Annotated in this window: 17 protein-coding genes; 13 read left to right on the top strand and 4 right to left on the bottom strand. The window is 72.6% G+C overall.

The genetic code is table 11. The features are described 5' to 3' along the window. Nucleotides 1–130: 130 nt before the first annotated feature. The 7 genes from mltG to H958_RS46620 all read left to right on the top strand — a co-directional run bounded on the left by mltG (nt 131) and on the right by H958_RS46620 (nt 7872). Nucleotides 131–1705, top strand: coding sequence for an endolytic transglycosylase MltG (mltG, locus tag H958_RS48915; RefSeq protein WP_051324680.1), 1575 nt, complete (start codon nt 131–133; stop codon nt 1703–1705). Then, nucleotides 1702–2499, top strand: a complete 798-nt coding sequence (gene aroE / locus H958_RS0122385) for a shikimate dehydrogenase (RefSeq protein WP_028060286.1) — start codon at nt 1702–1704, stop codon at nt 2497–2499. Before mltG ends, aroE begins: the two co-directional genes overlap by 4 nt. Beyond that, on the top strand, nt 2496–4304 hold the full coding sequence (locus H958_RS0122380) for a GspE/PulE family protein (RefSeq protein ID WP_051324679.1): 1809 nt from the start codon (nt 2496–2498) through the stop codon (nt 4302–4304). The genes aroE and H958_RS0122380 overlap by 4 nt, the downstream gene beginning before the upstream one ends. Before the next feature lie 76 nt (nt 4305–4380). Beyond that, a complete protein-coding gene (locus H958_RS0122375) occupies nt 4381–5469 on the top strand; it encodes a type IV pilus twitching motility protein PilT (protein ID WP_028060284.1) in 1089 nt (362 codons plus the stop codon). Between the two features lies 1 nt (nt 5470). Continuing rightward, on the top strand, nt 5471–6685 hold the full coding sequence (locus H958_RS0122370; RefSeq protein WP_028060283.1) for a type II secretion system F family protein: 1215 nt from the start codon (nt 5471–5473) through the stop codon (nt 6683–6685). Between the two features lie 333 nt (nt 6686–7018). Beyond that, nucleotides 7019–7465: a COG4315 family predicted lipoprotein gene (locus H958_RS0122365; RefSeq protein WP_028060282.1), complete on the top strand. Its 447-nt coding sequence runs from the start codon at nt 7019–7021 to the stop codon at nt 7463–7465. 245 nt (nt 7466–7710) lie between these two features. Continuing rightward, nucleotides 7711–7872, top strand: coding sequence for a hypothetical protein (locus H958_RS46620; protein WP_156028166.1), 162 nt, complete (start codon nt 7711–7713; stop codon nt 7870–7872). A gap of 61 nt (nt 7873–7933) precedes the next feature. On the opposite strand, the gene H958_RS39550 is transcribed toward H958_RS46620, so the two are convergent. Beyond that, a complete protein-coding gene (locus H958_RS39550) occupies nt 7934–10330 on the bottom strand; it encodes an esterase-like activity of phytase family protein (protein ID WP_051324678.1) in 2397 nt (798 codons plus the stop codon). Nucleotides 10331–10428: 98 nt separating this feature from the next. Beyond that, nucleotides 10429–10983: a putative glycolipid-binding domain-containing protein gene (locus H958_RS0122345; RefSeq protein WP_028060281.1), complete on the bottom strand. Its 555-nt coding sequence runs from the start codon at nt 10981–10983 to the stop codon at nt 10429–10431. Between the two features lie 57 nt (nt 10984–11040). Between H958_RS0122345 and recC the strand changes: the two genes are divergently transcribed. The 4 genes from recC to H958_RS0122325 all read left to right on the top strand — a co-directional run bounded on the left by recC (nt 11041) and on the right by H958_RS0122325 (nt 20650). Then, nucleotides 11041–14259 carry an exodeoxyribonuclease V subunit gamma gene (gene recC, locus H958_RS0122340; RefSeq protein WP_037411161.1) on the top strand — a complete coding sequence of 1073 codons (3219 nt, stop codon included), beginning with the start codon at nt 11041–11043 and terminating at the stop codon, nt 14257–14259. A gap of 76 nt (nt 14260–14335) precedes the next feature. Continuing rightward, nucleotides 14336–17812, top strand: coding sequence for a UvrD-helicase domain-containing protein (locus tag H958_RS0122335; protein WP_028060279.1), 3477 nt, complete (start codon nt 14336–14338; stop codon nt 17810–17812). Continuing rightward, nucleotides 17809–19584 (top strand): exodeoxyribonuclease V subunit alpha, encoded by a 1776-nt coding sequence (gene recD, locus H958_RS0122330; RefSeq protein WP_081686162.1) that lies wholly within the window; start codon nt 17809–17811, stop codon nt 19582–19584. Before H958_RS0122335 ends, recD begins: the two co-directional genes overlap by 4 nt. A 211-nt stretch (nt 19585–19795) precedes the next feature. Further along, nucleotides 19796–20650: a hypothetical protein gene (locus H958_RS0122325; protein WP_028060277.1), complete on the top strand. Its 855-nt coding sequence runs from the start codon at nt 19796–19798 to the stop codon at nt 20648–20650. Between the two features lie 34 nt (nt 20651–20684). On the opposite strand, the gene H958_RS0122320 is transcribed toward H958_RS0122325, so the two are convergent. Both H958_RS0122320 and H958_RS0122315 read right to left on the bottom strand, forming a co-directional pair. Next, entirely contained in the window at nt 20685–20954 is a 270-nt protein-coding gene (locus tag H958_RS0122320; RefSeq protein WP_028060276.1) for a DUF2277 domain-containing protein, read from the bottom strand. An 18-nt stretch (nt 20955–20972) separates the two neighbouring features. Continuing rightward, a complete protein-coding gene (locus H958_RS0122315) occupies nt 20973–21212 on the bottom strand; it encodes a hypothetical protein (protein WP_028060275.1) in 240 nt (79 codons plus the stop codon). 234 nt (nt 21213–21446) lie between these two features. Here H958_RS0122315 and H958_RS0122310 point away from each other — a divergent pair, with 234 nt between their 5' ends. Together H958_RS0122310 and H958_RS0122305 are read left to right on the top strand one after the other, a co-directional pair. Beyond that, a complete protein-coding gene (locus H958_RS0122310; RefSeq protein WP_028060274.1) occupies nt 21447–22163 on the top strand; it encodes a hypothetical protein in 717 nt (238 codons plus the stop codon). Nucleotides 22164–22230: 67 nt separating this feature from the next. Next, on the top strand, nt 22231–22737 hold the full coding sequence (locus H958_RS0122305; RefSeq protein WP_037411173.1) for an arsinothricin resistance N-acetyltransferase ArsN1 family A: 507 nt from the start codon (nt 22231–22233) through the stop codon (nt 22735–22737). The last annotated feature ends 9 nt before the right edge of the window (nt 22738–22746 follow it).

The following is a 22746-nucleotide window of genomic DNA, read 5'->3' as shown; positions in this document are numbered from 1 at the left end:
GCCGGCGGCGTCGGCCGCCGGAGCGCTCGCTAGGATGGCGACCGGTCAGCAACCCAGCTCCGCGGAAACGTAGCTGGGAGTATCGCCCTCTGGGCGAACACTCCACAAGAGGTCCGCGAAGCGATTTTCCATGTTCGGCAAGCGCTCGGACGAGACACGCACAGCAGAAGATCGCGCCCACGCGGCGGCGGAGCGCGCTGCGCGCCGCGCCGGACGGCCCCTGCCGCCGGAGGCGTTCGAGGACGCCGTGCGCCCGCCCGACCTGCAGGACTTCCGGCGCCCGGAGGCCGCGCCCGAGCCGCCGCCTCCTCCTCCGCCGCCCCCAGCGGTCGACCCGGTGGAGCAGCACACGGTCGAGTACACGCCATTCCAGACGGGCGAGCACAGCGTGCCCGAGCCGGTGGAGGCTCGCGTCATGCCCGAGCCGGCGGGCTCCGAGCCGCGCGTGCGGCGCATCCCGCGCACCGACCGCCCGGCGCAGCCGGTCGAGCCCGAGGCGCCGGCGCCTGAGCCCACGCCGGAGCACGACCTCGAGCCGGTGGAGCCGGCTCCGCCGATCGCCGTGACCGACCGTCCTCCGCTCCCGCCGCGGCGCCGCCCCGCGCCCGCGACCCCGCGCAAGCGCCCCACCACGCCGCCGCCCGGCGCGCCGCGCCGCAGCCGCGGCAGCTACTGGGGCCGGCGCCTCTTCGGCGTCGTCGCAGTGATCGTGATCCTGCTCGTGCTCTACGCGGTCGACAAGACGTTCCAGCCGTTCCATTCCGCGTCCACGAGCCGGCCGGTCGCGGTCTCCATCCCCCAGAACAGCAGCGTGGGAGAGATCGGCACGCTGCTCGAGGCCAAGGGCGTGATCGGCTCCGCGCGCTTCTTCGGCGTCAACGCGACCGTCACCGGCCGCCGCGGCGACCTGCACCCGGGCCGGTACACGCTCTACCGCGACATGTCCAACGGCGCCGTCCTGGACCAGCTCACCAAGGGACCGAAGGGCGCCAAGGCGGCGCCGACGTTCAAGGTCACGATTCCCGAGGGGCCGTCGCGCAAGGAGATGGCCGCGAGGATCGACAAGAGCGAGGTGGGCGGCAGCTACCTCAAGGCGTCGGCCGCCGGCTCCGTGCTGACGCGGATCCGCAAGCTCGGCGCGCCCAAGCGCACGAAGACGGCGGAGGGCTTCCTCTTCCCGGCGACGTACACGTTCACCGCCGGCGCGACCGCGAAGGACCTGGTCGGCGACCAGCTCGCCGCGTTCGCCGACAACTTCGCGAACGTCGACATGAGCTACGCCAAGTCCAAGCACCTGTCGCGCTACGACGTGCTCATCATCGCGTCGATGATCGAGCGCGAGGCGCAGCTGCCGCGCGAGCGCGCGCTCGTGTCGGCCGTGATCTACAACCGGCTCAAGCAGGGCATGCCGCTCGGCATCGACGCGACGATCCGGTACTACACGAACAACTGGACGCGCCCGATCCGGCAGTCCGAGCTGCAGGCCGACGAGCCGTACAACACGCGGCTGAACCGCGGGCTGCCGCCGACGCCGATCGGCAACCCGGGCCTCGCGTCGCTCAAGGCCGCCGCCAAGCCCGCCAAGAAGTCCTACCTCTTCTACGTCCGCAAGCCGGGCAACTCGGGCGAGCACGCGTTCTCGAGCACCGACGCGCAGTTCGAGCGCGACGTGCAGAAGTACCAGGACTCGCGCAAGGGCAAATGACGCGGCTGGGGGTGTGCGGGTGGCCGGTGGCCCACTCGCGCTCGCCGCAGATGCACCACGCGGCGCTCGCGGAGCTCGGCCTCGACTGGCGCTACCAGCGCCTGCCGATCCCGCCCGGGTTGTTCGCCGAGACCGTGCGCGCGCTGCCGCGGCTCGGCTTCCGCGGCGTCAATGTGACGATCCCGCACAAGGAGGCGGCGCTCGCGCTGGCCGGCGCCGCGACCGAGACGGCGCGCGCCATCGGCGCGGCGAACACGCTCACGTTCCAGACCGACGACACGATCCACGCCGACAACACCGACGCCACCGGCTTCCTCGCCGCGCTACCGCGCTCCGCCTACGGCGCGACGGCGCTCGTGCTCGGAGCCGGCGGCACCGCGCGCGCGGTCGTCTACGCGCTGCGCCAGGCCGGCGCCGCCGACGTGCGCGTCTGGAACCGGACGCGCGATCGCGCGGAGATCCTCGCCGACGACCTCGGCGCGGTCGCCGTCGACCGCGCGGATCGCGCCGACATCGTGGTCAACTGCACGTCGATTGGGCTCTTGAACCCAGGCGACACGTTCAAGGCGCTTCCGCTGCGGGCCGATGACCTGGGTGCCGGATGCCTTGTCGTGGACATGGTCTACCGGCTCGGCGGCACCCCGCTTCTCCAGGCCGCGAAAGCCGCCGGGGCCGAGGTAGTCGACGGGCTGGAGGTCCTGGTCGCCCAAGGCGCAGCCTCACTCGAGCGCTGGACCGGCCGGACGGTTCCCGACCAGGCGATGCGGGAGGCCGTCAAAGACATCGCCACATGAGCTCGTCGACCGATACAGCCCCCGCCCGGCCGAAGCGCGGCAACGGCATCACGCAGCCCTCGCGCCGCGGCGGCTCCGGACGCGTGCTCACGGACGTGATCGTCGACCTCGGGTTCGTCGACCGGGGCACGATGGACATGGCGATCGAGCGCGGCACCGACAACGGCTCGGCGCCGGAGCGCGTGCTCGTCACCGACGGCACCATCGACGCCGATCAGCTCGCGCGCGCCACCGCCGAGCGCTTCGGCCTCGATCACATCGACCTCGGCGTCTATCGAGTGGACCCGGACGCCGCCAAGCTCGTCGCGCCCGCCGCGGTCAAGCGCTACCAGGCGATCCCCGTCTCCTTCGCCGGCGACCGCACGCTGCTGGTCGCGATGGTCGACCCGGCGAACGTGCTCGCGATCGACGACATCGCCGTCATGACGGGCTACGAGGTGCGGCCGGCCGTCGCCTCGCTGGCCGACGTCGAGTGGCTGCTCGAGCGCCTGCAGGACCCGAACTTCGGCGACGGCGCAACCGCGCCGGACGAGGCCGATCCCGCGGGCGAGACGCAGGGCCCGGCGCCGGATGGCCCGGCCGGCGGCGCGCCGATGTACGACTACCGCCAGGAGAACCAGCCGATCAACTTCGGCGTCGGCGGCGAGGACGCGTCGGTCATCCAGCTCGTGCAGCGCGTGATCAAGGACGCGGTCGATCGCGGCGCCTCCGACATCCACTTCGAGCCCGGCGAGGACGAGATGCGGATCCGCTACCGCATCGACGGCGTGCTCCAGGAGGCCGCCACCGTGCCCACCAGCGCGGTGCCCGCCGTGATCTCGCGCGTGAAGATCCTCTCCGACCTCGACATCGCCGAGCGGCGCATCCCGCAGGACGGCCGCATCTCGATGCAGGTCGAGACCAAGCCGATCGACCTGCGCGTCGCGACGCTGCCGGCGTCCTACGGCGAGAAGGTCGTCATGCGAATCCTCGACCAGAGCAAGGTCATGATCGAGCTCGAGCAGCTCGGCATGCTGCCGCAGGCGCTCGAGCGGTTCACGAAGGCGTTCGGCCAGGCGCACGGCGCCGTGCTCGTCACCGGCCCGACCGGCTCCGGCAAGTCGACGTCGCTCTACGGCGCGCTGAACCAGCTCAACACGGTCGAGAAGAACATCATCACGATCGAGGACCCGGTCGAGTACCAGCTCCCGGGCATCACGCAGGTTCAGGTCAACAACAAGGCGGGCCTGTCGTTCGCCTCCGGCCTGCGGTCGATGATGCGCGCCGACCCGGACATCATCATGGTCGGCGAGATCCGCGACCGCGAGACGGCGCAGATCGCCATCGAGGCGGCGCTCACCGGCCACCTCGTGCTCTCCACCCTGCACACCAACGACGCGCCGGGTGCCGTCACCCGGCTGATCGAGATGGGCATCGAGCCCTTCCTCGTCGGCTCGGCGGTCGACTGCGTCGTCGCCCAGCGGCTCGCGCGGCTGCTGTGCGAGGAGTGCAAGCGGCGCACGACGATCACCGCCGAGGTGATGCGGGCCAACGGCTTCAACGTCGGCCTGGCCCTGGAGGCGTACGAGCCCGTCGGCTGCGCGCGCTGCGGCGGCACGGGCTACAAGGGCCGGATCGGGCTCTACGAGGTGATGTGGGTGTCGGACACGATCCGCTCGCTCGCCGTCGCCCGCGAGCCCACCGAGTCGATCGCGCACGCGGCGGTGCACGAGGGCATGATGCGGCTGCGCGAGGACGGGCTCGAGAAGGTCCGCCGCGGGCTCACGTCGATCGCCGAGATCGCGCGCGTCGCCGGCACGCGCTAGGGCGGGCCCCCGTGCGTTCTCTAGGGCCTGCGCCCCACTAAGGCATCGCGGTCGCGATGCCGATGAGTGAGGTGGCATGAACTTCGATTTCGCGGACATCCTGCTCAAGGTCGTCGAGCACAAGGCCTCCGACCTCCACATCACCGCCGGGGCACCGCCGACCGTCCGCGTCCGCGGCTCGCTGGTGCCGCTGGAGGGGCTTCCGAACCTGACGCCGACCGACACGCGCGAGATCGTCTACGCGATCCTGTCCTCCTCGCAGCGCCAGAAGCTCGAGACCGAGTGGCAGCTCGACTTCGCCTACTCGGTGCCCGGCGTAGGCCGCTTCCGCGTCAACACGTTCTTCCAGCGCGGCACGCTCGGCGCCGCGTTCCGCCTGATCCCATCCGAGACCGTGCCGATCGAGAAACTCGGCCTCCCTCCGGTGATCCGCGGGTTCGCCAGCAAGCCGCGTGGGATCGTGCTCGTGACCGGCCCGACGGGCTCGGGCAAGTCGACCACGCTGGCGTCGCTGATCGACGAGATCAACGAGACGCGCGACGAGCACATCCTCACGATCGAGGATCCGATCGAGTTCCTGCACAGCCACAAGCGCTGCATCGTCAACCAGCGCGAGCTGGGCCAGGACGCGCCCTCGTTCGCGCTCGGCCTCAAGGCCGCGCTGCGCCAGGACCCCGACGTCATCCTCGTCGGCGAGATGCGCGATATGGAGACGATCGCCACGGCGCTGACCGCCGCCGAGACCGGCCACCTCGTCTTCGCGACGCTCCACACGCAGGACGCGCCGCAGACGATCGACCGCATCATCGACGTCTTCCCGCCCGCCCAGCAGGGCCAGATCCGCGCGCAGCTGGCGATCGGCCTCCAGGGCGTCGTCACGCAGACGCTGATCCCGACCGCCGACGGCCAGGGCCGGTGCGTCGCCGCCGAGGTGCTGGTGCCCACACCGGGCGTCCGCAACCTGATCCGCGAGGGCAAGACGCATCAGATCTACTCGCTGATCCAGACGGGCAGCGAGCACGGGATGCAGACGATGGACGCCTCGCTCGCCGGCCTGGTCCGGATGGGCAGGATCACGATGGCCGTCGCCGAGGCCCGCTCCTCGCAGCCGGTCGAGATGCGCAGGCTCGCCGACAGCATGCAGGCGATCCCGCTGGCCGCCTGACATGAGCGCCGCGATCTGGACATACAAGGCGGTCGACGGGGCCGGCGTCCCGTCGAAGGGGCAGATCACCGGGACCTCGAAGCAGGAGGTCACCGACCAGCTCCGGACCCAGGGGCTCAAGGTCATCCAGCTGGCCGAGAAGAAGTCCGGCCTGCAGATGGAGCTCTCGCTGGTCAAGCGCGTGAAGGCCACCGAGCTGACCATCATGACCCGCCAGCTCGCGACGATGATCGCGTCGGGCATGACGCTCCTGCGGGCGTTCTACGTGCTCGAGGATCAGATCGAGAACAAGCTGCTCAAGGAGACGGTCAGTCAGGTCCGCGAGGACATCGAGTCCGGCCTCGCGTTCTCCGAGGCGCTCGCCAAGCACCCGAAGATCTTCAACCCGCTGTACGTCGCGATGGTGCGCGCCGGTGAGACGGGCGGCATGCTCGAGGAGGCGCTCGAGCGCGTCTCCGACCAGCTCGAGAAGGACGACGCGCTGCGCCGTCAGGTCAAGGCCGCGATGGCCTACCCGGTGGTCGTGCTCTCGTTCGCGCTCTGCGTCCTGATCGGCCTGATCGCGTTCATCGTCCCGGTGTTCGTGGGTGTGTTCAAGGACTTCGGCGGTGACCTGCCGCTGATCACCAAGGTCACGGTCCAGGCTTCGCACTTCGTGACGGGCATGTGGTACGTCCTCATCGGCGGCGCCGTCGGCGGGGTCATCGGCTTCAAGAAGTGGCGCACCTCCAAGAAGGGCCGCCCGCAGTGGGACCGCCTGCGCCTGCGCGTCCCGTTCAAGATCGGCAACACCGTCCAGAAGATCGCGCTCGCCCGCTGGTCGCGCACCTTCGCCGCGCTCTACTCCGCCGGCGTGCCGATCATGCAGGCGATCGAGATCACCGGCCAGACGGCGGGCAACGCCGTCGTCGAGAAGGCGATGGGCGACGTGATCGAGTCGGTCAAGTCCGGCGGGTCGATCGCCGAGCCGCTCAAGGACGCCCCGATCTTCCCGCCGATGGTCGCCCAGATGATCGCCGTCGGCGAGGAGACCGGCAACCTCGACGCGATGCTCTCCAAGGTCGCGGACTTCTACGAGGACGAAGTCGCCGCCGCCGTCAAGGCGCTCACCTCGATCCTGGAGCCGGTCATGATCATCCTCGTGGGCGGCATCGTCGGCTTCATCGTGATCGCGATGTACATGCCGATGTTCAAGGTCTACGACGCGATCAAGTAGCGCTTCTTTCTGTGCCTCAGAAGACCGCCTGCGGGCGGTCTTCTGCTGTTCCGGTCTGCGCGGCTAGCGGCGAAGACGGCGACGGCGGCCCGCTCGTCGACCGGTGCGTAGCGCAGCGGGGTGTCTTGATGCTCGCAGCGTCATGCCCGCAAAGCGAGCGACGTGCGGCCGGCGTTCAGCGAAGGGCCGTCATTTCCGCGCGCTCTCTCCAAGCGTTTCACGCGGTTCCGCCCGGCGTCTCATCTGGCGCTCCTCAAGTGCGCCGAACCGCGTCGTGACGTGCGGCGTATCCCGCCCTGAGTGACGTTCACGAGGTTCGTTGGAGGTACAGGTATGCGTCGTTTGATCGTGGCGGCCGTGGTGGCCGCCGGACTTGTCGTCGCGGGCGCGGGCACGAGTGTCGCCGCGGGGAGTACAGCGACAGTGAAGACCCGGCACGGACAGCTCGGCACCTTCCTCGTGGGGCCGAACGGCCGCACGCTGTACCTGTTCGAGAAGGACAAGACGAAGAAGAGCACGTGCTCGGGCGCCTGTGCAAAGGCGTGGCCGCCGCTGCTCACGACCGGCAAGCCGAAGGCCTCCGGCTCCGCCAAGGCGTCGCTTCTCGGCACGACCAAGCGCAGCGACGGCACGACGCAGGTCACGTACAAGGGCCACCCGCTCTACTACTTCATCCAGGACACGAAGGCCGGCCAGACCAAGGGCCAGGGCATCGACGGGTTCGGGGCGGAGTGGTACGTCCTGTCGCCGTCGGGCAAGAAGATCGAAGGCAAGGACTGAGCCTGCGGCAGATGTCTGAGTCCGATCGTGGGCAGTCTCAAGTCGTGCTTGAGACTGCCCGCGGGGTGAGGCGGCAGTTGACCAGTCCGAGCGCGCGCATCTGCCACGCCGGGGTGACCTTCAGCCGCGGCGCGGGCCCGGCGTGACGCTGGTCGCCGGCGCGCAAGCGATCACCGCGAGGGTGAGCAACGCCTCCTCGATTGCGGACGATCTCACCGCCGCAAAGGCCGTGATCGGGGCCGCCGGTGGGATCGCTGGTCGACGCGCTCGGCGCCGCGAACAGCCTCGACGGGTCGGCGTTCGGCCGCCTGCACGCCCTGGCCGACGGCATCACTCCCGGCTGCTGGTCGGCTCCCGCGCCGCCGCAGACGCTCCTGGACGGCATCGACCGGGTGGCCGCCTGCTGAGAGCGGGCGCCCGATCCCGGACGGGCGCGCCCGCGTACGGGCGCGCCCGGAGAGCCCAGGCTTACTTGCCGATCGCCTGCGGCAGCTCGAGGACGATGAACTCGTCGTCGTCAGGCTTGCCGCTGCCGGGGTGCCGGCCGATGGAGAACGGGAAGTTGTTGTCGTTGATCACCAGGACGGTCCTGTTGTCGAGGAAGACCACGTCCTCGATCGTCTGGAAGGGGAACGCGAACGGGTGGCCCAGGCCGACGTCGCCCGGGAGCGCCGGCAGTGAGATGCCGGACCTGTCGTCGATGTGCATCAGGTCCGCGGCCTCGGTCTTGCTGAGCACCGTGCCGGGCTTGCCGAACTTCACCTGCTCGAGCGCCTTGAACCCGTTCAGGTCGCCCTGCGAGTTGTCACGCTCGATCGCGAGGCCGTACTTGCCGTCGAACAGCTGGTAGTCACCGACCGACACGCCGGTCGGGTCATACGGGTACCACCAGCGGGCGCGCGTATAGCCCTCGGTCTTGAGGTTGAAGTCGAACACCGGCGACCGGTTCTGCGTCGCGCCGGCCTCCGGCTTCTCGAGCATCGGGCGCAGGTCCTTGCCGTCGGCGGTGATCGCCATGCCCTCGAAGCCGCCGCTCGTCTGGACGCGGAACGGGTTCTCGTCGGCCGTGTGGCGGTACGGCCAGTACAGGCCGGCCAGCCAGCGCGTGTTGGACTCCTTGCCCTCCGGCTGGAGATTGGTGCCGTCGCCGCTCTCGCCCGTGCTCGCGTTGCCGGCGAACACCGGGTCGTCGCCCCACAGCGCGACGGTGGCGAGGTCCGGGTGGTCCTGGTAGGTGTCGCGCAGCGTGTCGAAGTCGAACGACTGGATGTCCGAGCGGGCGGCCATGTCGTTGGACTCGATGACACCGGTGACGGCGCGCTCGATCGTCCGGTGATCGGGCGTGCGGTCCGTGTAGACGTTGTTGTGGTAATCGCGGCCGGAGCGCGGGTTGAGCTTCGTCTCGATGTTGAAGTGCACCTTCTCCGCGTTCTGCCACTTCTCCGTTGCGCCGGGCGTGTCCTTTCCGGCGCCGGTCTTGTAGTAGGTGACGTAGAAGTCGACGAAGTCGAACAGCTGCTGCGTCGTCGGATCGACGTACGGGTCGGCCAGCTGCTGCTTCTTGGCGAACGCGACCGCGACGGGGGAGAGCTTGCGGTCGTTGCTCTGCGGCGTGCCGGTGCGGATGATCCCGTCGCAGATGTACTTGGACTGCAGCTGCTCGAGCGTCAGCGTCTTGATCAGCACCTCGTCGCCGAACGTGTACGGCTTGCCGTCGGCGAGCCGGCACTTGCCCGTATCGACGTACGGGTCGTGCGACAGGACGGGGACGCCGTCCTTGGTGAGGTGGTTGTCGGTCTCGAGCGTGGTGACGAGGTTGTCGAGGCCGGCCTCCATCGCGGGCAGCGTGTTCTCCGGCCGCAGGTCGCGGCCGCCACGGTGGCCCTCGACGTCGAACGTGGTCAGGTCGACGCCGTCCTGCACGGCCACCTGGTGTGCCAGGTCGGGGCGGTCGCTGATCAGGCCGTCGACGCCGAGCTTGATCAGCTTGTCCATCTTGACCGGGTCATCCACGGTGTACGGGACGACCTTGAAGCCGGCCGCGTGCAGAGAGGAGACGCTCATCAGCTCGCTCGAGGCTGCCTTCAGGCCGGGCGGCGGCGTCTTGCGCGTCGGTTCGAAGGTCGTCGCGTCGTTGTCGGCGAGCAGGTTGGCGTCAGGCGACACGATCGGCGCCTTGGCGTCGCCGTGCGCCTGCGCGTCGCCGCGCAGCGCGTTCATGACGCGCAGCGTGCTGGACTCCTCCGAGTACGGGTTCTGCGCGGCGCGCAGCTCCTGGCCCGGATGGTCGGGATCCGGCAGCGGGTACGGCGCGTGCAGCACCTTGCCCGTCTCGTCGGTGTGGATCAGGAACGGGCCGAACTCGTCGCCGAACCACAGCGTGCCATCCGGCGCGCGCTGGATCGACTCGATGTCGAAGTCGGCGCCGGTCAGGACGCGATCGGACGTCCAGTTGTGGACGATCGCGAACGGCACCTTGTGAGCGGGGTCATGCAGCTCGATGAAGCGCTGGACCTTGACCGTGCCGGGACCGCCGACCGCGGTCTCGAAGCTCGGCTTCATCAGGTACACGCGCAGGTTGAAGTCCGCGGAGTTCTCGATCTGGCCGTAGCCGTTGTCCTCCATGACCCAATAGCGGCCGTCGCCCGCGGGGATGGCGCCGGAGAAGCCCTGCACGGGCTGGCCGGAGAACGGGACGGGGACGCCGTTGACGGGCGCCGAGCCGAGCAGCGCGCCCGACGGAGGCCCGTCGGCGAACGTCGCCGCGGGGAGGACGGCACGGCCTTCGAGCTGTGCGCTCGTTGCCGCACCGGCGGTGGCCGGCACGGCGACGAGCGCCGTTGAGATCAGCGCTGCGTGCAACATGCGACGCAAGAGAGCCTCCTTGTTAGGGGGCGGAGTTATGTCGTCGGCCAGACCGCTCCCCGGTGAAAGTACGGTTGACGGTGAAGCGCGCGTGAGAGTCAGGGGAACCGATGGCGGGTGGCGATGCCCGGATAGTCCAGGACGAGACCGTCGTCGCCGTAGACGAGCTCGCACGCGAAGCCGAACGCCGGCGAGGCGTAGGCGTAGCGGTCGCCGGCGATCCGCTCGTAGCGCTGCTCGAGCCGCTCGACGGCGAGATCGAGCGCGCGGACGTAGGCGGCCGGGGCCTCGGCGGCCTCTCCGATCGCCAGGCGCATCCGCTTGACCGGGAAGGCGTTGGTGAGCGAAGACGCCTCCAGGTCGACGTCGAGGCAGCCGGACAGGTGCGGCGCGGGGCGGCCGTCGATGCGCCACTCGCCGTGGCCGGCGGCCTCGATCGCGATCTCCCGCTCGCCGCCGCGCGACCGGCTCCACACGCGCGCGCGGCGCGTGCGCCAGGCGTCGTCGAGCTCGATGGCGTAGCGGACGGCGAACGGCTCGCCCGCCTCGACCGCCGCCGTGGCGCCCTCGAACCGCGGTGGATCGATGAAGACGACCTCGAACCCGGTGCTGGCCTCCTGGTGGCGCCAGGCGGCGAACGATGGCAGCGGCATGAGGACGAAACCTAGTCAGATCCGAAGCCCTCCGGACGACTCACCAGAATCACCGGAGTGCTCCACGTCCACCGAGCAGAACGAGCCGACGCGCTCGTCGACGCCCTTCGCGAGCTGCTTGCGACCCCGCCGGCCGATCCGTTCGCGCCGGAGGTCGTCGCCGTGCCGACGCGCGGGATGGAACGCTGGCTCACCCAGCGGATGGCGGGGCGCCTCGGCGCGAGCGCCGGCCGCGGCGACGGCGTGTGCGCGAACGTCGAGTTCCCTCCGCCGCGGCGGCTCGTCGGGGAAGCGGTGGCGGCGGCGTCCGGCATCGCGCCGGATGAGGACCCATGGCTCCCGGAGCGGATGGTGTGGCCGCTGCTCGACGTCGTGGACGGCAGCCTCCTGGAGCCGTGGGCGCAGCCGCTCGCCGCCTACCTCGGCGGTACGGAGGGCGACCCCGACCGCCGCGCGCGCCGCTTCGCCACCGTCCGCCACCTGGCCGAGCTGTTCGACCGCTACGCGCTGCACCGGCCCGACATGCTGCGCGCGTGGGCCGCGGGGGAGGACGCGCCGTCGCGCTGGCAGGCCGAGCTGTGGCGGCGGCTGGACGAGCGGATCGGCGTGCCCGGGCCGGCCGCGCGGCTCGAGGCCGCGTGCGCGGCGCTGGTCGAGGCTCCCGCCCTTGCCGCGCTCCCCGAGCGGCTGAGCCTGTTCGGGCTCACGCGGCTGCCCGCCGGCCGGCTTCGCGTCCTGCGCGCGCTCGCGGCCCACCGCGAGGTGCATCTGTTCCTGCTCCATCCGAGCCCCGCGCTGTGGGACAAGGTCGCGGCGGAGCTGGACGGCGCGATCGTCCGGCGCGCCGACGACGTCACCGCCCGGCTGCCGGCCAACCGCCTGCTCGCGTCGTGGGGCCAGGACGCCCGCGAGCTGCAGGTCGTGCTGGGCGATCACGTCAGTCATCACCATCAGGTGGAGGTCGAGGGTGGGTCACTTCTGCGCCGCCTCCAGCGCGACGTGCGCGAGGACCGGGCGCCGGAGCCGCTCCCGCTCGACCCCGGCGACCGCAGCGTCCAGGTCCACGCGTGCCATGGCCGCGCGCGCCAGGTCGAGGTCATGCGCGACGCGATCCTGCACCTGCTCGCCGAGGACCCGACGCTCGAGCCGCGCGACGTGATCGTGATGTGCCCCGACGTGGAGACGTTCGCGCCGCTGATCCAGGCCTCCTTCGGCGCGGCGGAGGAGGACGTCCCGGAGGAACGCCGCCCGCCCGACCTGCGCGTCCGCCTGGCCGACCGCGCGATCCGCCAGACCAACCCGCTGCTCGGCGTCGCGGGCCGCCTGCTCGAGCTCGCGTCCGAGCGGCTGACGGCTTCGCAGGTGATCGATCTCGCCGACCGTGAGCCGGTCCGCCGCCGCTTCCGGCTCGACGACGACGACCTCGGGCGCATCGAGGACTGGATCCACGAGAGCGGGATCCGCTGGGGCCTCGACGCCGATCACCGTGCGCCGTTCAAGCTCGAAGCGCTGACGGCCGGCACCTGGCGCGCGGGCCTGGACCGCCTCCTGCTCGGCGTGACGATGACCGAGGACGAGCAGCGGCTGTTCGGCGGCGTGCTGCCGCTCGACGACGTCGAGAGCGGGGCGATCGAGCTCGCGGGGCGCCTCTCGGAGCTGATCGCGCGCGTGCAGGCGGCGCTCGCGCGGCTGCGCGCGCCCCAGCCCGTGGCCGAGTGGGCCGCCGTGCTGGCCGACGCCGCCGACGCGCTGACCGCGACCGCGCCGCGCGACGCGTGGCAGCGCTGGGAGCTGCGGCGGCTGCTCGACGACGTCGTGGCAGAGTCGGCGGGGTCGCCGGCGAAGCTCGCGCTGCCCGAGGTGCGAGCGCTGCTCGGCGAGCGCCTGGAGGGTCGCCCGACGCGGGCGAACTTCCGCACCGGCCACCTCACGATCTGCACGCTCGTGCCGATGCGCTCGGTCCCGCACCGCGCCGTCTGCCTGCTCGGGCTCGACGACGCCGTGTTCCCGCGCCGGGGGCCGCGCGACGGCGACGACCTGATGCTCGACGATCCGCACGTCGGCGACCGCGACGCCCGCGCCGAGGACCGCCAGCTCCTGCTCGACGCGCTGATGGCGGCGACCGACCGCCTGATCGTCACCCACACCGGCAACGACGAGCGCACGAACATCGCGACGCCGCCGGCGGTGCCGGTCGGCGAGCTGCTGGACATGATCGAGCGCTCCGGCGTGCCGCGCGAGCAGGTCGTGACGCGCCATCCGCTGCAGCCCTTCGACGTGCGCAACTTCGCGGGGCAACACCCCTGGAGCTTCGATCGCACGACGCTCGAAGGCGCTCGCGCGCTGGTGTCGGAGCGCAGCGCGCCGAGGCCGTTCCTTGCGGGTCCGCTCCCGGAGGAACGGGAAGCCGTGGTCGAGCTGGCCGATCTCGTCGCGTTCGCCGAGCGCCCGGTGCGCACGTTCCTGCGCCGCCGCCTCGGCATCCTCGCCGCCGACTACACGGACGAGATCGAGGACGGGCTGCCGGTCGAGCTCGACGGCCTGGGTGTCTGGGGCGTCGGGACGCGGCTGCTGGAGGCGCGGCTCGCCGGGGCCGAGACGCGCGGCGCGATCCTGGCGGAGATCGCGCGCGGCACGCTGCCGCCGGGCGTGCTCGGCAAGCCGGTCGTGGACCGTGTGGTGCCGGTCGTCGAGGAGATCGTGCGCCACGTCGCACCGGGCGAGACGGGGTCCTTCGACGTCAAGGTGAGCTTGAGGGATCGCGCGCTCCGCGGAACGGTCGCCGGCGTGTGCGAGGGCGAGCTGCGGACGGTCACGTACTCGCGGGTGAACGCGCGCCACCGCCTCGCCGCATGGGTGCGGCTGCTCGCGCTGACGGCGAGTACGGGCCGGGAGCTGTCGGCGGTCACGATCGGCAAGGCACGCGCGGAGGCCGAGCGCGGGCGCGTCACCGTCGCCCGCATCCCGCCCGTCGGGGTCGAGGTCGCGCGGCAGGAGCTGAACGGGCTGCTCGAGGTCTACGACCGCGGGATGCGCGAGCCGCTGCCGCTGTACTGCTTCACGTCGGCCGCCTTCGCGCAGGGCGGCGAGGCGCTGGCGCGGGCCGCGTGGGCGTCGACGTGGAACCAGCCGAAGGAGGACGCCGAGCCGGAGCACCAGCTCGTCCACGGGGGCGTGCGACCGTTCGACGAGGTGCTGGCGGACCGGCGCTTCGCCGAGCTCGCGGGACGGGTCTGGCGCGGGCTGCTCGAGCACGAGCGGGTGACGGACGAGTGAGCGGCGAAGCCTCGCCCTGCGGGCTCGTTTCGCTTGGAGTGTTCGCCCAGAGGGCGAAACTCCCGGGGGTTGTCCGTTGAGCGCGTTCGATGTCCGCGGGCCGCTCCCGACCGGCGTGACCGTGCTCGAGGCGAGCGCCGGCACCGGCAAGACGTACACGATCGCCGCGCTGGCGGCGCGCTATGTCGCCGAGGGCACGCCGCTCGAGGAGCTGCTGCTCGTCACGTTCACGCGCATGGCGACGGGCGAGCTGCGCGAGCGCGTGCGCGACCGGCTGGTCGCCGTCGAGCGCGGGCTGGAGACCGGCGTGTCCGACGACGAGATCGTCCAGCTGCTGTCCGGCCGCGACGTCGAGCTGCGGCGCCGGCGGCTCGCCCGAGCGCTCGCGGACTTCGACGCGGCGACGATCGCGACCACGCACGGCTTCTGCCAGGAGGTGCTCGGCGGGCTGGGGATCGCCGGCGACAGCGGCCGCGACGTCGCGTTCGTCGAGGATCTCGGAGACCTGCTGGAGGAGGTCGTGGACGATCTCTATGTGCGCCGCTTCCATCGCGAGGGCGCGCCGGCGTTCGACCGCGCGGAGGCGCTCGCGATCGCCCGCGCGGCCGTTGCGAATCCTGCGGCGCCGGTCGAGCCGCGCCAGGCGCTCCCCGACGGCGTGCCCGCGATGCGCCGGCGGCTCGCCGAGGCCGTGCGCGAGGAGCTGGAGGCGCGCAAGCGGCGCGCGGGCGTGATGACCTACGACGACCTGCTGACGCGGCTGGACGAGGCGCTGAAGGGCACGGGCGGGCCAGACGTCGCCACGAGGCTGCAGGCGCGCTACAAGGTCGTGCTCGTCGACGAGTTCCAGGACACCGACCCGGTGCAGTGGGACATCATGCGGCGTGCGTTCGGCGGCGGGTTCTCGACGCTGGTGCTGATCGGCGACCCGAAGCAGGCGATCTACGCCTTCCGCGGGGCCGACGTGTACGCCTACCTGGCGGCCAAGCACGCGGCCGGGAAGGTGGCGACGCTGCAGGTGAACTGGCGCAGCGACCAGGGACTGCTGAGCGCCTATGACGCGCTGTTCCGCGGCGCCCGGCTCGGGCACGAGGACATCGCCTACCTGCCGATGCGGGCGGCCGAGGCGAACATCGCGCCGCGGCTGAAGGGCGCGGGCGCGCCGCTGCGGGTGCGCGTCGTCGCGCGCGAGGGGCTGGAGCGCACGCCGCAGGGGTACGCGCGCAACGCGGCCGCGCGCGAGCACATCGCGCGCGACGTGGCGAACGAGCTCGTCGCGCTGCTGGAGTCCGGCGCGCGCGTGGAGCGGCGCGGCGCATCGCCGGGGTCGGGCCCGGTGCGGCCGGGGCACGTCGCCGTGCTCGTGCGCACGCACCGCAACGCGGCGCTGGTGCGGGAAGCGCTGGACGCCGCCGGGATCCCGGCGGTCATCAACGGGGCGGGCTCGGTGTTCGGGACGCGGCCCGCGATCGAGTGGCTGCGGCTGCTCGAGGCGCTGGAGCGGCCGACCGACCCGCGCCGTGCGCACGCGGCGGCGCTGACGTGCTTCTTCGGCTGGGACGCCGCGCGGGTCGCCTCGGCCGGCGACGCGGAGTGGGAGGAGGTCCACCGGCGGCTGCACGACTGGGCGCGCGTGCTGCGGCTGCGCGGCGTGGCGTCGCTGGCCGAGACGATCTCGCTGGTGGAGGGGCTGCCGGCCCGCGTGCTCGCGCTGACCGGGGGTGAGCGGCGGCTGACGGACGTGCGCCACGTGGCGCAGCTGCTGCACGCGGCGGCGACCGCCGAGCACCTCGGCACGACGGCGCTGACGGGCTGGCTGCGGCGCCGGATCGCGGCGGCGGAGGAGGAGACGGGCGACGAGGAGCGCTCGCGGCGGCTCGAGTCCGACGCAGAAGCGGTGCAGCTGCTGACGATCCACCGCAGCAAGGGGCTGGAGTTCCCGATCGTCTACTACCCGTTCCTGTGGGAGCCGGGCTTCATCCCCCAGCGCGTGCCGGTCGCCTATCACGACCCGGAGGCGGGCGACCGGCGCACGGTCGACGTCGGGCTGGAGGGCGCCTCGTTCCGCGTGCACGCCGAGCAGCACCGGATCGAGCAGCGCGGCGAGGACCTCCGGCTCGCGTACGTCGCGCTGACGCGGGCGCAGCACCAGGCGGTGGTCTGGTGGGCGGGCTCGCGCGACAGCCGCGACTCCGCCCTCGGGCGCCTGCTGTTCGCGCGCGACGCCGAGGGCAACGTGGCGCCGGCGGGGCGCTCGACCCCCTCCGACGAGGTCGCGATCGCCCGCTTCGAGGAGCTCGCGTCCGCCGCGCCGGGGTGCATCTCCGTCGAGCCGTCGGCGGGCGGCGAGCCGGTGCGCTGGCAGCCTGAGCGGATGCCGGCGGCCGCGCTGCGCGCGGCCGACTTCGCGCGCGAGCTCGACGCCGGCTGGCGCCGGACCTCCTACAGCGACCTCACCGCGCTCGCGCACGAGGCGCGCGTGGCGAGCGAGCCGGAGGTGGACGTCGTGACCGATGAGCCGGGGGCCGGCGAGGACGGTGAGGACGCGGCCGCGGTGGGCGGGCTGCCGCTCGCGACGGCCGCCCTCCCGCCCGCGATGGCGGCGCCCTCCTCGGAGCCGGACGGCGGCGTTTCCACCGCGACGCTGTTCGACGCGGCGACCGCTGCCACGCTCTTCGACGCCGGTGCCCCGCCCGCCACCGCCTCCGCGTCGCCGCCCGCCGGCGTCCTTGCCGCGCGCCCTCTCCTCGCCGCCATGCCGGCCGGCGTCGACGTCGGCACGTTCGTCCACCGCGTGCTCGAGGCGGTCGACTTCTCCGCGCCCGACCTCGACGCCGAGCTGGCGCGCGGGATCGGGGCGGTGCGGGCGCGGCGGCCGTTCGAGATCGGCGACACCGGCGTCGTCGTCGCCGGCCTTCGCGCCGCGATCGAGACGCCGCTCGGCGAAGCGTTCGGCGGTCTGCGCCTGCGCGACGTCGCGCGGGCCGACCGGCTGGACGAGCTCACGTTCGAGCTCCCGCTCGCCGGCGGCGACGAGCCCGCGGGACGGTTCTCGCCGGCCGCGCTCGGCGCGGTGCTGCGGGAGCACCTGGCGCCCGGGGACGCGCTCCACGGCTACGCCGCCCGGCTGGCCGACCCCGATCTGCGCCACGGCGTGCGCGGCTACCTCACCGGCAGCCTGGACCTCGTGATCCGGCGCGGCGACGAGTTCCTCGTCGTCGACTACAAGACCAACTGGCTCGCACCGCCCGGCGAGGAGTTGAGCGCGTGGCATTACCGTCCCGCCGCGGTCGCCGCGGAGATGGAGCGCGCGCACTACGGCCTGCAGGCGCTGCTGTATCTCGCGGCGCTGCACCGCTACCTGCGCTGGCGCCTGCGCGACTACGACCCGGACCGCAACCTCGCCGGCGCCGCGTACCTGTTCCTGCGCGGGATGACCGGCCCCGACACGCCCGGGGCCGGCGGCTCGCCGCACGGCGTGTTCGGCTTCCGGCCGCGAGGGGAGCTCGTCGAGGCGATCAGCGACCTGCTCGACACGGGGGGAGACGCATGAGCGCGCTGCCGGTGCCCGGCGCCGACGAGTTCGATTCCGCCCGGGTCCTCGGGGCGCCTGAGCCGCTGCGCGCGTTCAACGAAGCGGGGGTGCTCGCGGCGGCCGACGTGCACGTCGCCGTCAGGCTGGCCGCGCTGGCAGGCGAGGACGGCGGAGCCGTCGCGCTCGCCGCGGCGCTCGCCGTGCGCGGGCCGCGGCTGGGGCACGTGTACGTGGACCTGGCCACGATCCGCGAGACGGCGGCTGTCGAGGGCGAGGAGCCGGTCGATCTCGCGGCGCTCCCGTGGCCGGAGCCGCGTGAGTGGCTGGAGCGGATCGCCGCGAGCGCGCTCGTCGGCGAGGACCGTCCGCTCCGGCTCGAGGGCAGCGCGCTCTACCTCGACCGCTATTGGCGCGAGGAACGGCGCCTGGCCGACGATCTGCGGGGGTTCAGCGAGGCGCCGCCGGAGCCGGGCGCGCGCGAAGCGGAGCTCGCGCGCTTGTTCCCGGAGGATGGCCTCCAACGCAAGGCGGCCGAGACCGCCGCCCGGCGCCGCTTCGCCGTGATCGCCGGCGGCCCGGGAACGGGAAAGACCACCACGCTCGCGAGGATCGTCGCCCTGCTTGCCGCGCCCGGGGATGGCACCGCGCCGCGCGAGGCTCCCCTCATCGCGCTCGCCGCGCCCACCGGCAAGGCCGCCGCGCGGCTCGAGGAGGCGGTTCACGACGAGGCGCGCAAGCTCGGCGCCACGGGCCTGCTGGATCTCCACGCGATGACGCTGCACCGCCTCCTCGGCCGCCGTCCGGGGAGCCACAGCCGCTTCCGTCATCACCGCGGCAACCGGCTCCCGCACGACGTCGTGATCGTCGACGAGACCTCGATGGTCTCGCTCTCGCTGATGGCCCGGCTCGTCGAGGCCGTGCGGCCGGAGGCGCGGCTGATCCTCGTCGGCGATCCGGGGCAGCTCGCGTCGATCGAGGCCGGCGCCGTCCTCGGCGACATCGTGCGGCCCGGGCGGCCGGGCATCGTCGTGCTCGAGCGCGTCCACCGCTTCGGTGCCGGAATCGCGCAGCTCGCCGAGGCGGTGCGGGCAGGCGACGCGGATGCCGTCATCGAGACGCTCGAAGGCGCGCCGGACGGCATCGCGTGGCTCCCGGTCGACGTCGCCGCCGTGCCGGAGGCCCTCGCCCCGGTGCGCGACGAGGCGGTCGCGGCGGCACGCGCGGTGATCGAGGCGGCCGCGGCGGGCGCGAGCGCCGAGGCGATCGCGGCGCTCGGCGCGTTCCGTGTCCTGTGCGGCCACCGCCGCGGCGCGTACGGCGTGAGCACGTGGGTCGCCCGCATCGAAGGCTGGCTCGCGGAGGCGGTCGACGGCTTCGCCGCGCGCGGGCGCTGGTACCCCGGCCGGCCGCTGCTCGTGACCGAGAACGACTATGGGCTCGGCCTCTACAACGGCGACACCGGGGTGATCGTCGCCGCCGGTGAAGGCATCGCCGCGGCGTTCGAGCGTCGCGGCGAGGTGCTCGCCCTCCCGCCGACCCGGCTCGCGGCGATCGACACCGTGTACGCGATGACGGTGCACAAGAGCCAGGGCTCGCAGTACCGCACGGCGGCGGTGCTCCTGCCGGACCCGAGCTCGCGCGTGCTCACCCGCGAGCTGCTCTACACCGCGGTCACGCGCGCGCAGGAGCGGCTGATCCTGGCCGGGACCGAGGAAGCGGTCCGCGCGGCGGTCGAGCGGCCGGTCGCGCGCGCCTCAGGGCTCGGCGCGCGCCTGTGGGACGGCGTTTAACCGATGCATTACCGACACCTCACCGCCGCTGCCGATGCTGGTCGGCGTGATGGCATCACTGGCCACGGTTGGCACGACACATACCGGCAGCTCATCCCTTCCACCCGTGCTCGTCGCCGCCGAGCCCGACACTGGAGCGGTACTTCCTCACGCGACGTGGGGTGAGGAATGGCGGCCGCTCCTGCGGCGGTTCGGAGAGCAGGCGCGGACCATGCGGCCCGTCCAGCGTGTCTCCTATGAGCCGCTGCCCCTGTGGATGCGGGCGAAGGTCGCGTGGACCAAGCTGCGCACCGGGCACGAAGGGCACACCTTTTACACGCTCACGTGGCACGTGCCGGTCAATGAGATCCTCGACGGAGGCTTGCGGCGCGAGATGCTCGACTTCGCGCGCGGCATGTACCACTACGAGCTTCCGCCCGGTGACGCCGTGATCCTTACCGGCATGCTCGACGGCCCCGGCGCCGGCGGGGCGCTGCACCTGTTCGGCTGGCTGCGCGCCGCGCTCGCGGCGATCTCGGGCGAGGAGTCTTCGGCCATCGCAGCCCCGACGGGCCAGTCCGGGGATGAGGACGGCTCGTTCGGGCTGCATGCGGACATGTGGATCCCCGCGCTGCTGTTCAACGTCTTCAACCACGTCGTCGCGGCCCAGGGCGCGTCGCTGCTGCTGCCGATGGACGAGATGTGGGGCATCGCGGCGGCTGCCGGCGTCCCCGCGGACGTACGCGCCGAGATGGCGGAGGCGCGGGTCGAGGCGGGGGAGTGCGACTACTTCGAGCAGTTCAACGGCCTGCTGTACGGCGACCATCCGTGGACGGACAGGGTCCGCCGTGCGCTGCGGGAAGCCGCGATCGAGGTCCCCTTGGGGCCGGGCCAGGGCTACTTCGTCAACGACCGCGAGTGGCTCCACGGTCGCACCGAGCTCGCGCCGGACGCCCTCCCGCGCGAGCTCAAGGAGGACCGGCTCTACCGGCTCGCCTACAACAACGCCCGCCTCGACGCGGCCGCGGGCAAGCGCCGCGTGGAGTGGGAGTGGACCGGCCGCCACGCGGCCGGCTGCAAGAGCTGAAGTCCGGCGCCGCCGCGAGCGCTTTCGCCTCTAGCTACGCGGCGTAACGGGCCGCCGCGCGAGCGCGGGCCTTGGCGGCCTCTTCCTCGCGGTTCTTCGGCGGCGCCGCGGTGATCAGCTCGTCGAGCAGCTGCCGCGTCGCCGCCGCGACCGCCTCGACGGCGCGCTCGAACGCGGCCGCGTTCGCCTGCGAGGGCTTCGTGGAGCCGCTGATCTTGCGCACGTACTGCAGCGCGGCGTCGTGGACTTCCTCAGGGGTGGCCGGCGGAGCGAAGTTGTGGAGCTGGCGGATGTTGCGGCACATGCCCCCGATCGTACGGGGCTATTCCGCGTCGCGCGAGGCCGGCGTACGGTAGCCGAGCTCGGTGAGCGCGAACACCGTGCCCTCCGGCGACGTGCGCTGCTCGAGCAGGCCGAGCGCGACGAGGGCGACGAGGTCCTCGAGCAGGGAAGCGTCCTCCTGCGGCGAACCGAACGTGTCGAACAGGCTGGTGGGCGGGGGCGCCGGACGCCGGCGACGTGGACGCGGTGCGGGTGGCCGGCGGCGGGTTGAGCGGGGCATCGGCGGGCTCCTTCGGAGTGCTACGTGGTCACGCGTAGGACCGGACACGGTCTCGCACGGGTCGGACGGAATCGTGGCTGCCGACGCGAAATGCCCGCTCTTTGCGGCGAACCGCTGTGTTTGTCGACAGACCTGTGAACACCTACGTGGCGCTCGTGCACCACACCACCGCGCGTATGAACACGTTGTGCACAGGGGCGATCCGGCCGGAGGTGTAGAACCGGGACCGCCTCGATGCCCGCCCCAGCGCCCTCCACCCGCCTCCTGCGCGCCGTCGCCGCCGAGCGCGACCAGCTCGATCGCCATCGCGCCCGGATGGCAGAGGAGGCCGACGAGCTCCGCCGCGCGCTGGCACGGATCGAGCGCGGCCTGGCCGAGATCGACGAGCGCCGCGCACTCCTGGACCGGGTGGCGGGAGCTGGCGCGGAGAGCCGGCGAGACGCGGTGACGGCGCGCGGCGACCGCGCGGGGGAGGGCGGCGAGGACGCGGGGCGCGGCGATCGCGCGCGGGATCGCGAGGAGGGCGCCGGCCGGCGCCTCCGCGGCCCCGAGATCCGGGAGGCCGCCGTCCGCGCGCTGATCGAGCGCGACGCCGGGGAGGCGCTGCACTACCGCGACTGGTTCGCGCTGCTCGTCGACGCCGGCCACGAGATCGCCGGCAAGGACCCGCTCGCCGTCTTTCTCACGCAGCTCTCGCGGTCGCCCGTCGTCAGGCGCGGCTCGGGCGCGGGCGTGTACGAGCTCGACCGCCACGCCGGCGCGCGCCTGCGTGCCACGCTCGAGGGCCTGCAGCGCGAGCTTCGCGAGCTGACGATCTCGCACGGGAACGACCTCGGCGCCATCCGCGCGCGGCGGGAGCGGCTCAATGCGGAGATCGGCCGCGTCGAGCGCGCGCTCGAGGAGATCGAGCGGGTCCTCGGGCCAACGCCGCCGCTCGCCGCGGCGGGCTGACCGGCTCCAGCCTCGACCTCGACCACAGCATTAGCCTGACGCCGCCGCACCTATGATGTCGGCACCCATGCCGAGCGCCGTGCACGTCCGTCCCGCCACTGCGGACGACGCGAGCGCGGTGGCGACCATCTACAACCACGGGATCGCGGAGCGCCAGGCGACGTTCGAGACGCACGCGCGCTCGGCCAAGGAGGTCGCGGCGTGGCTGGAAGAAGGCCGGCCGTTCCTGGTCGCCACCGCTTCGGACGGCACGATCCTCGGCTTCGCCCGCCTCAGCCCGTACTCGGTCCGCAAGGCCTACGCCGGGATCGGTGAGCACGGCATCTACGTCGACCCGCAGGCCCGCGGCAGGGGCGTGGGCAAGCTCCTGCTCCAGGAGCTCGCGGCCGCCGCCGAGCAGGCCGGCTACTACAAGCTCACCAGCCGGGTATTCACGACCAACCACGCGAGCTTGGCGCTTCACCGCTCAGCAGGCTTCACGGAGGTCGGCATCCAGCGGCGCCACGGCCGTCTCGACGGCGAATGGAAGGACACGATGCTGGTCGAACGTCTGCTCGGCGACGCCGCTCGCTGAATACGATCC

Source organism: Candidatus Solirubrobacter pratensis (genome assembly GCF_000425945.1).
GTDB lineage: Bacteria > Actinomycetota > Thermoleophilia > Solirubrobacterales > Solirubrobacteraceae > Solirubrobacter > Solirubrobacter pratensis.
This window is presented reverse-complemented; position numbering and strand designations above follow the sequence as displayed.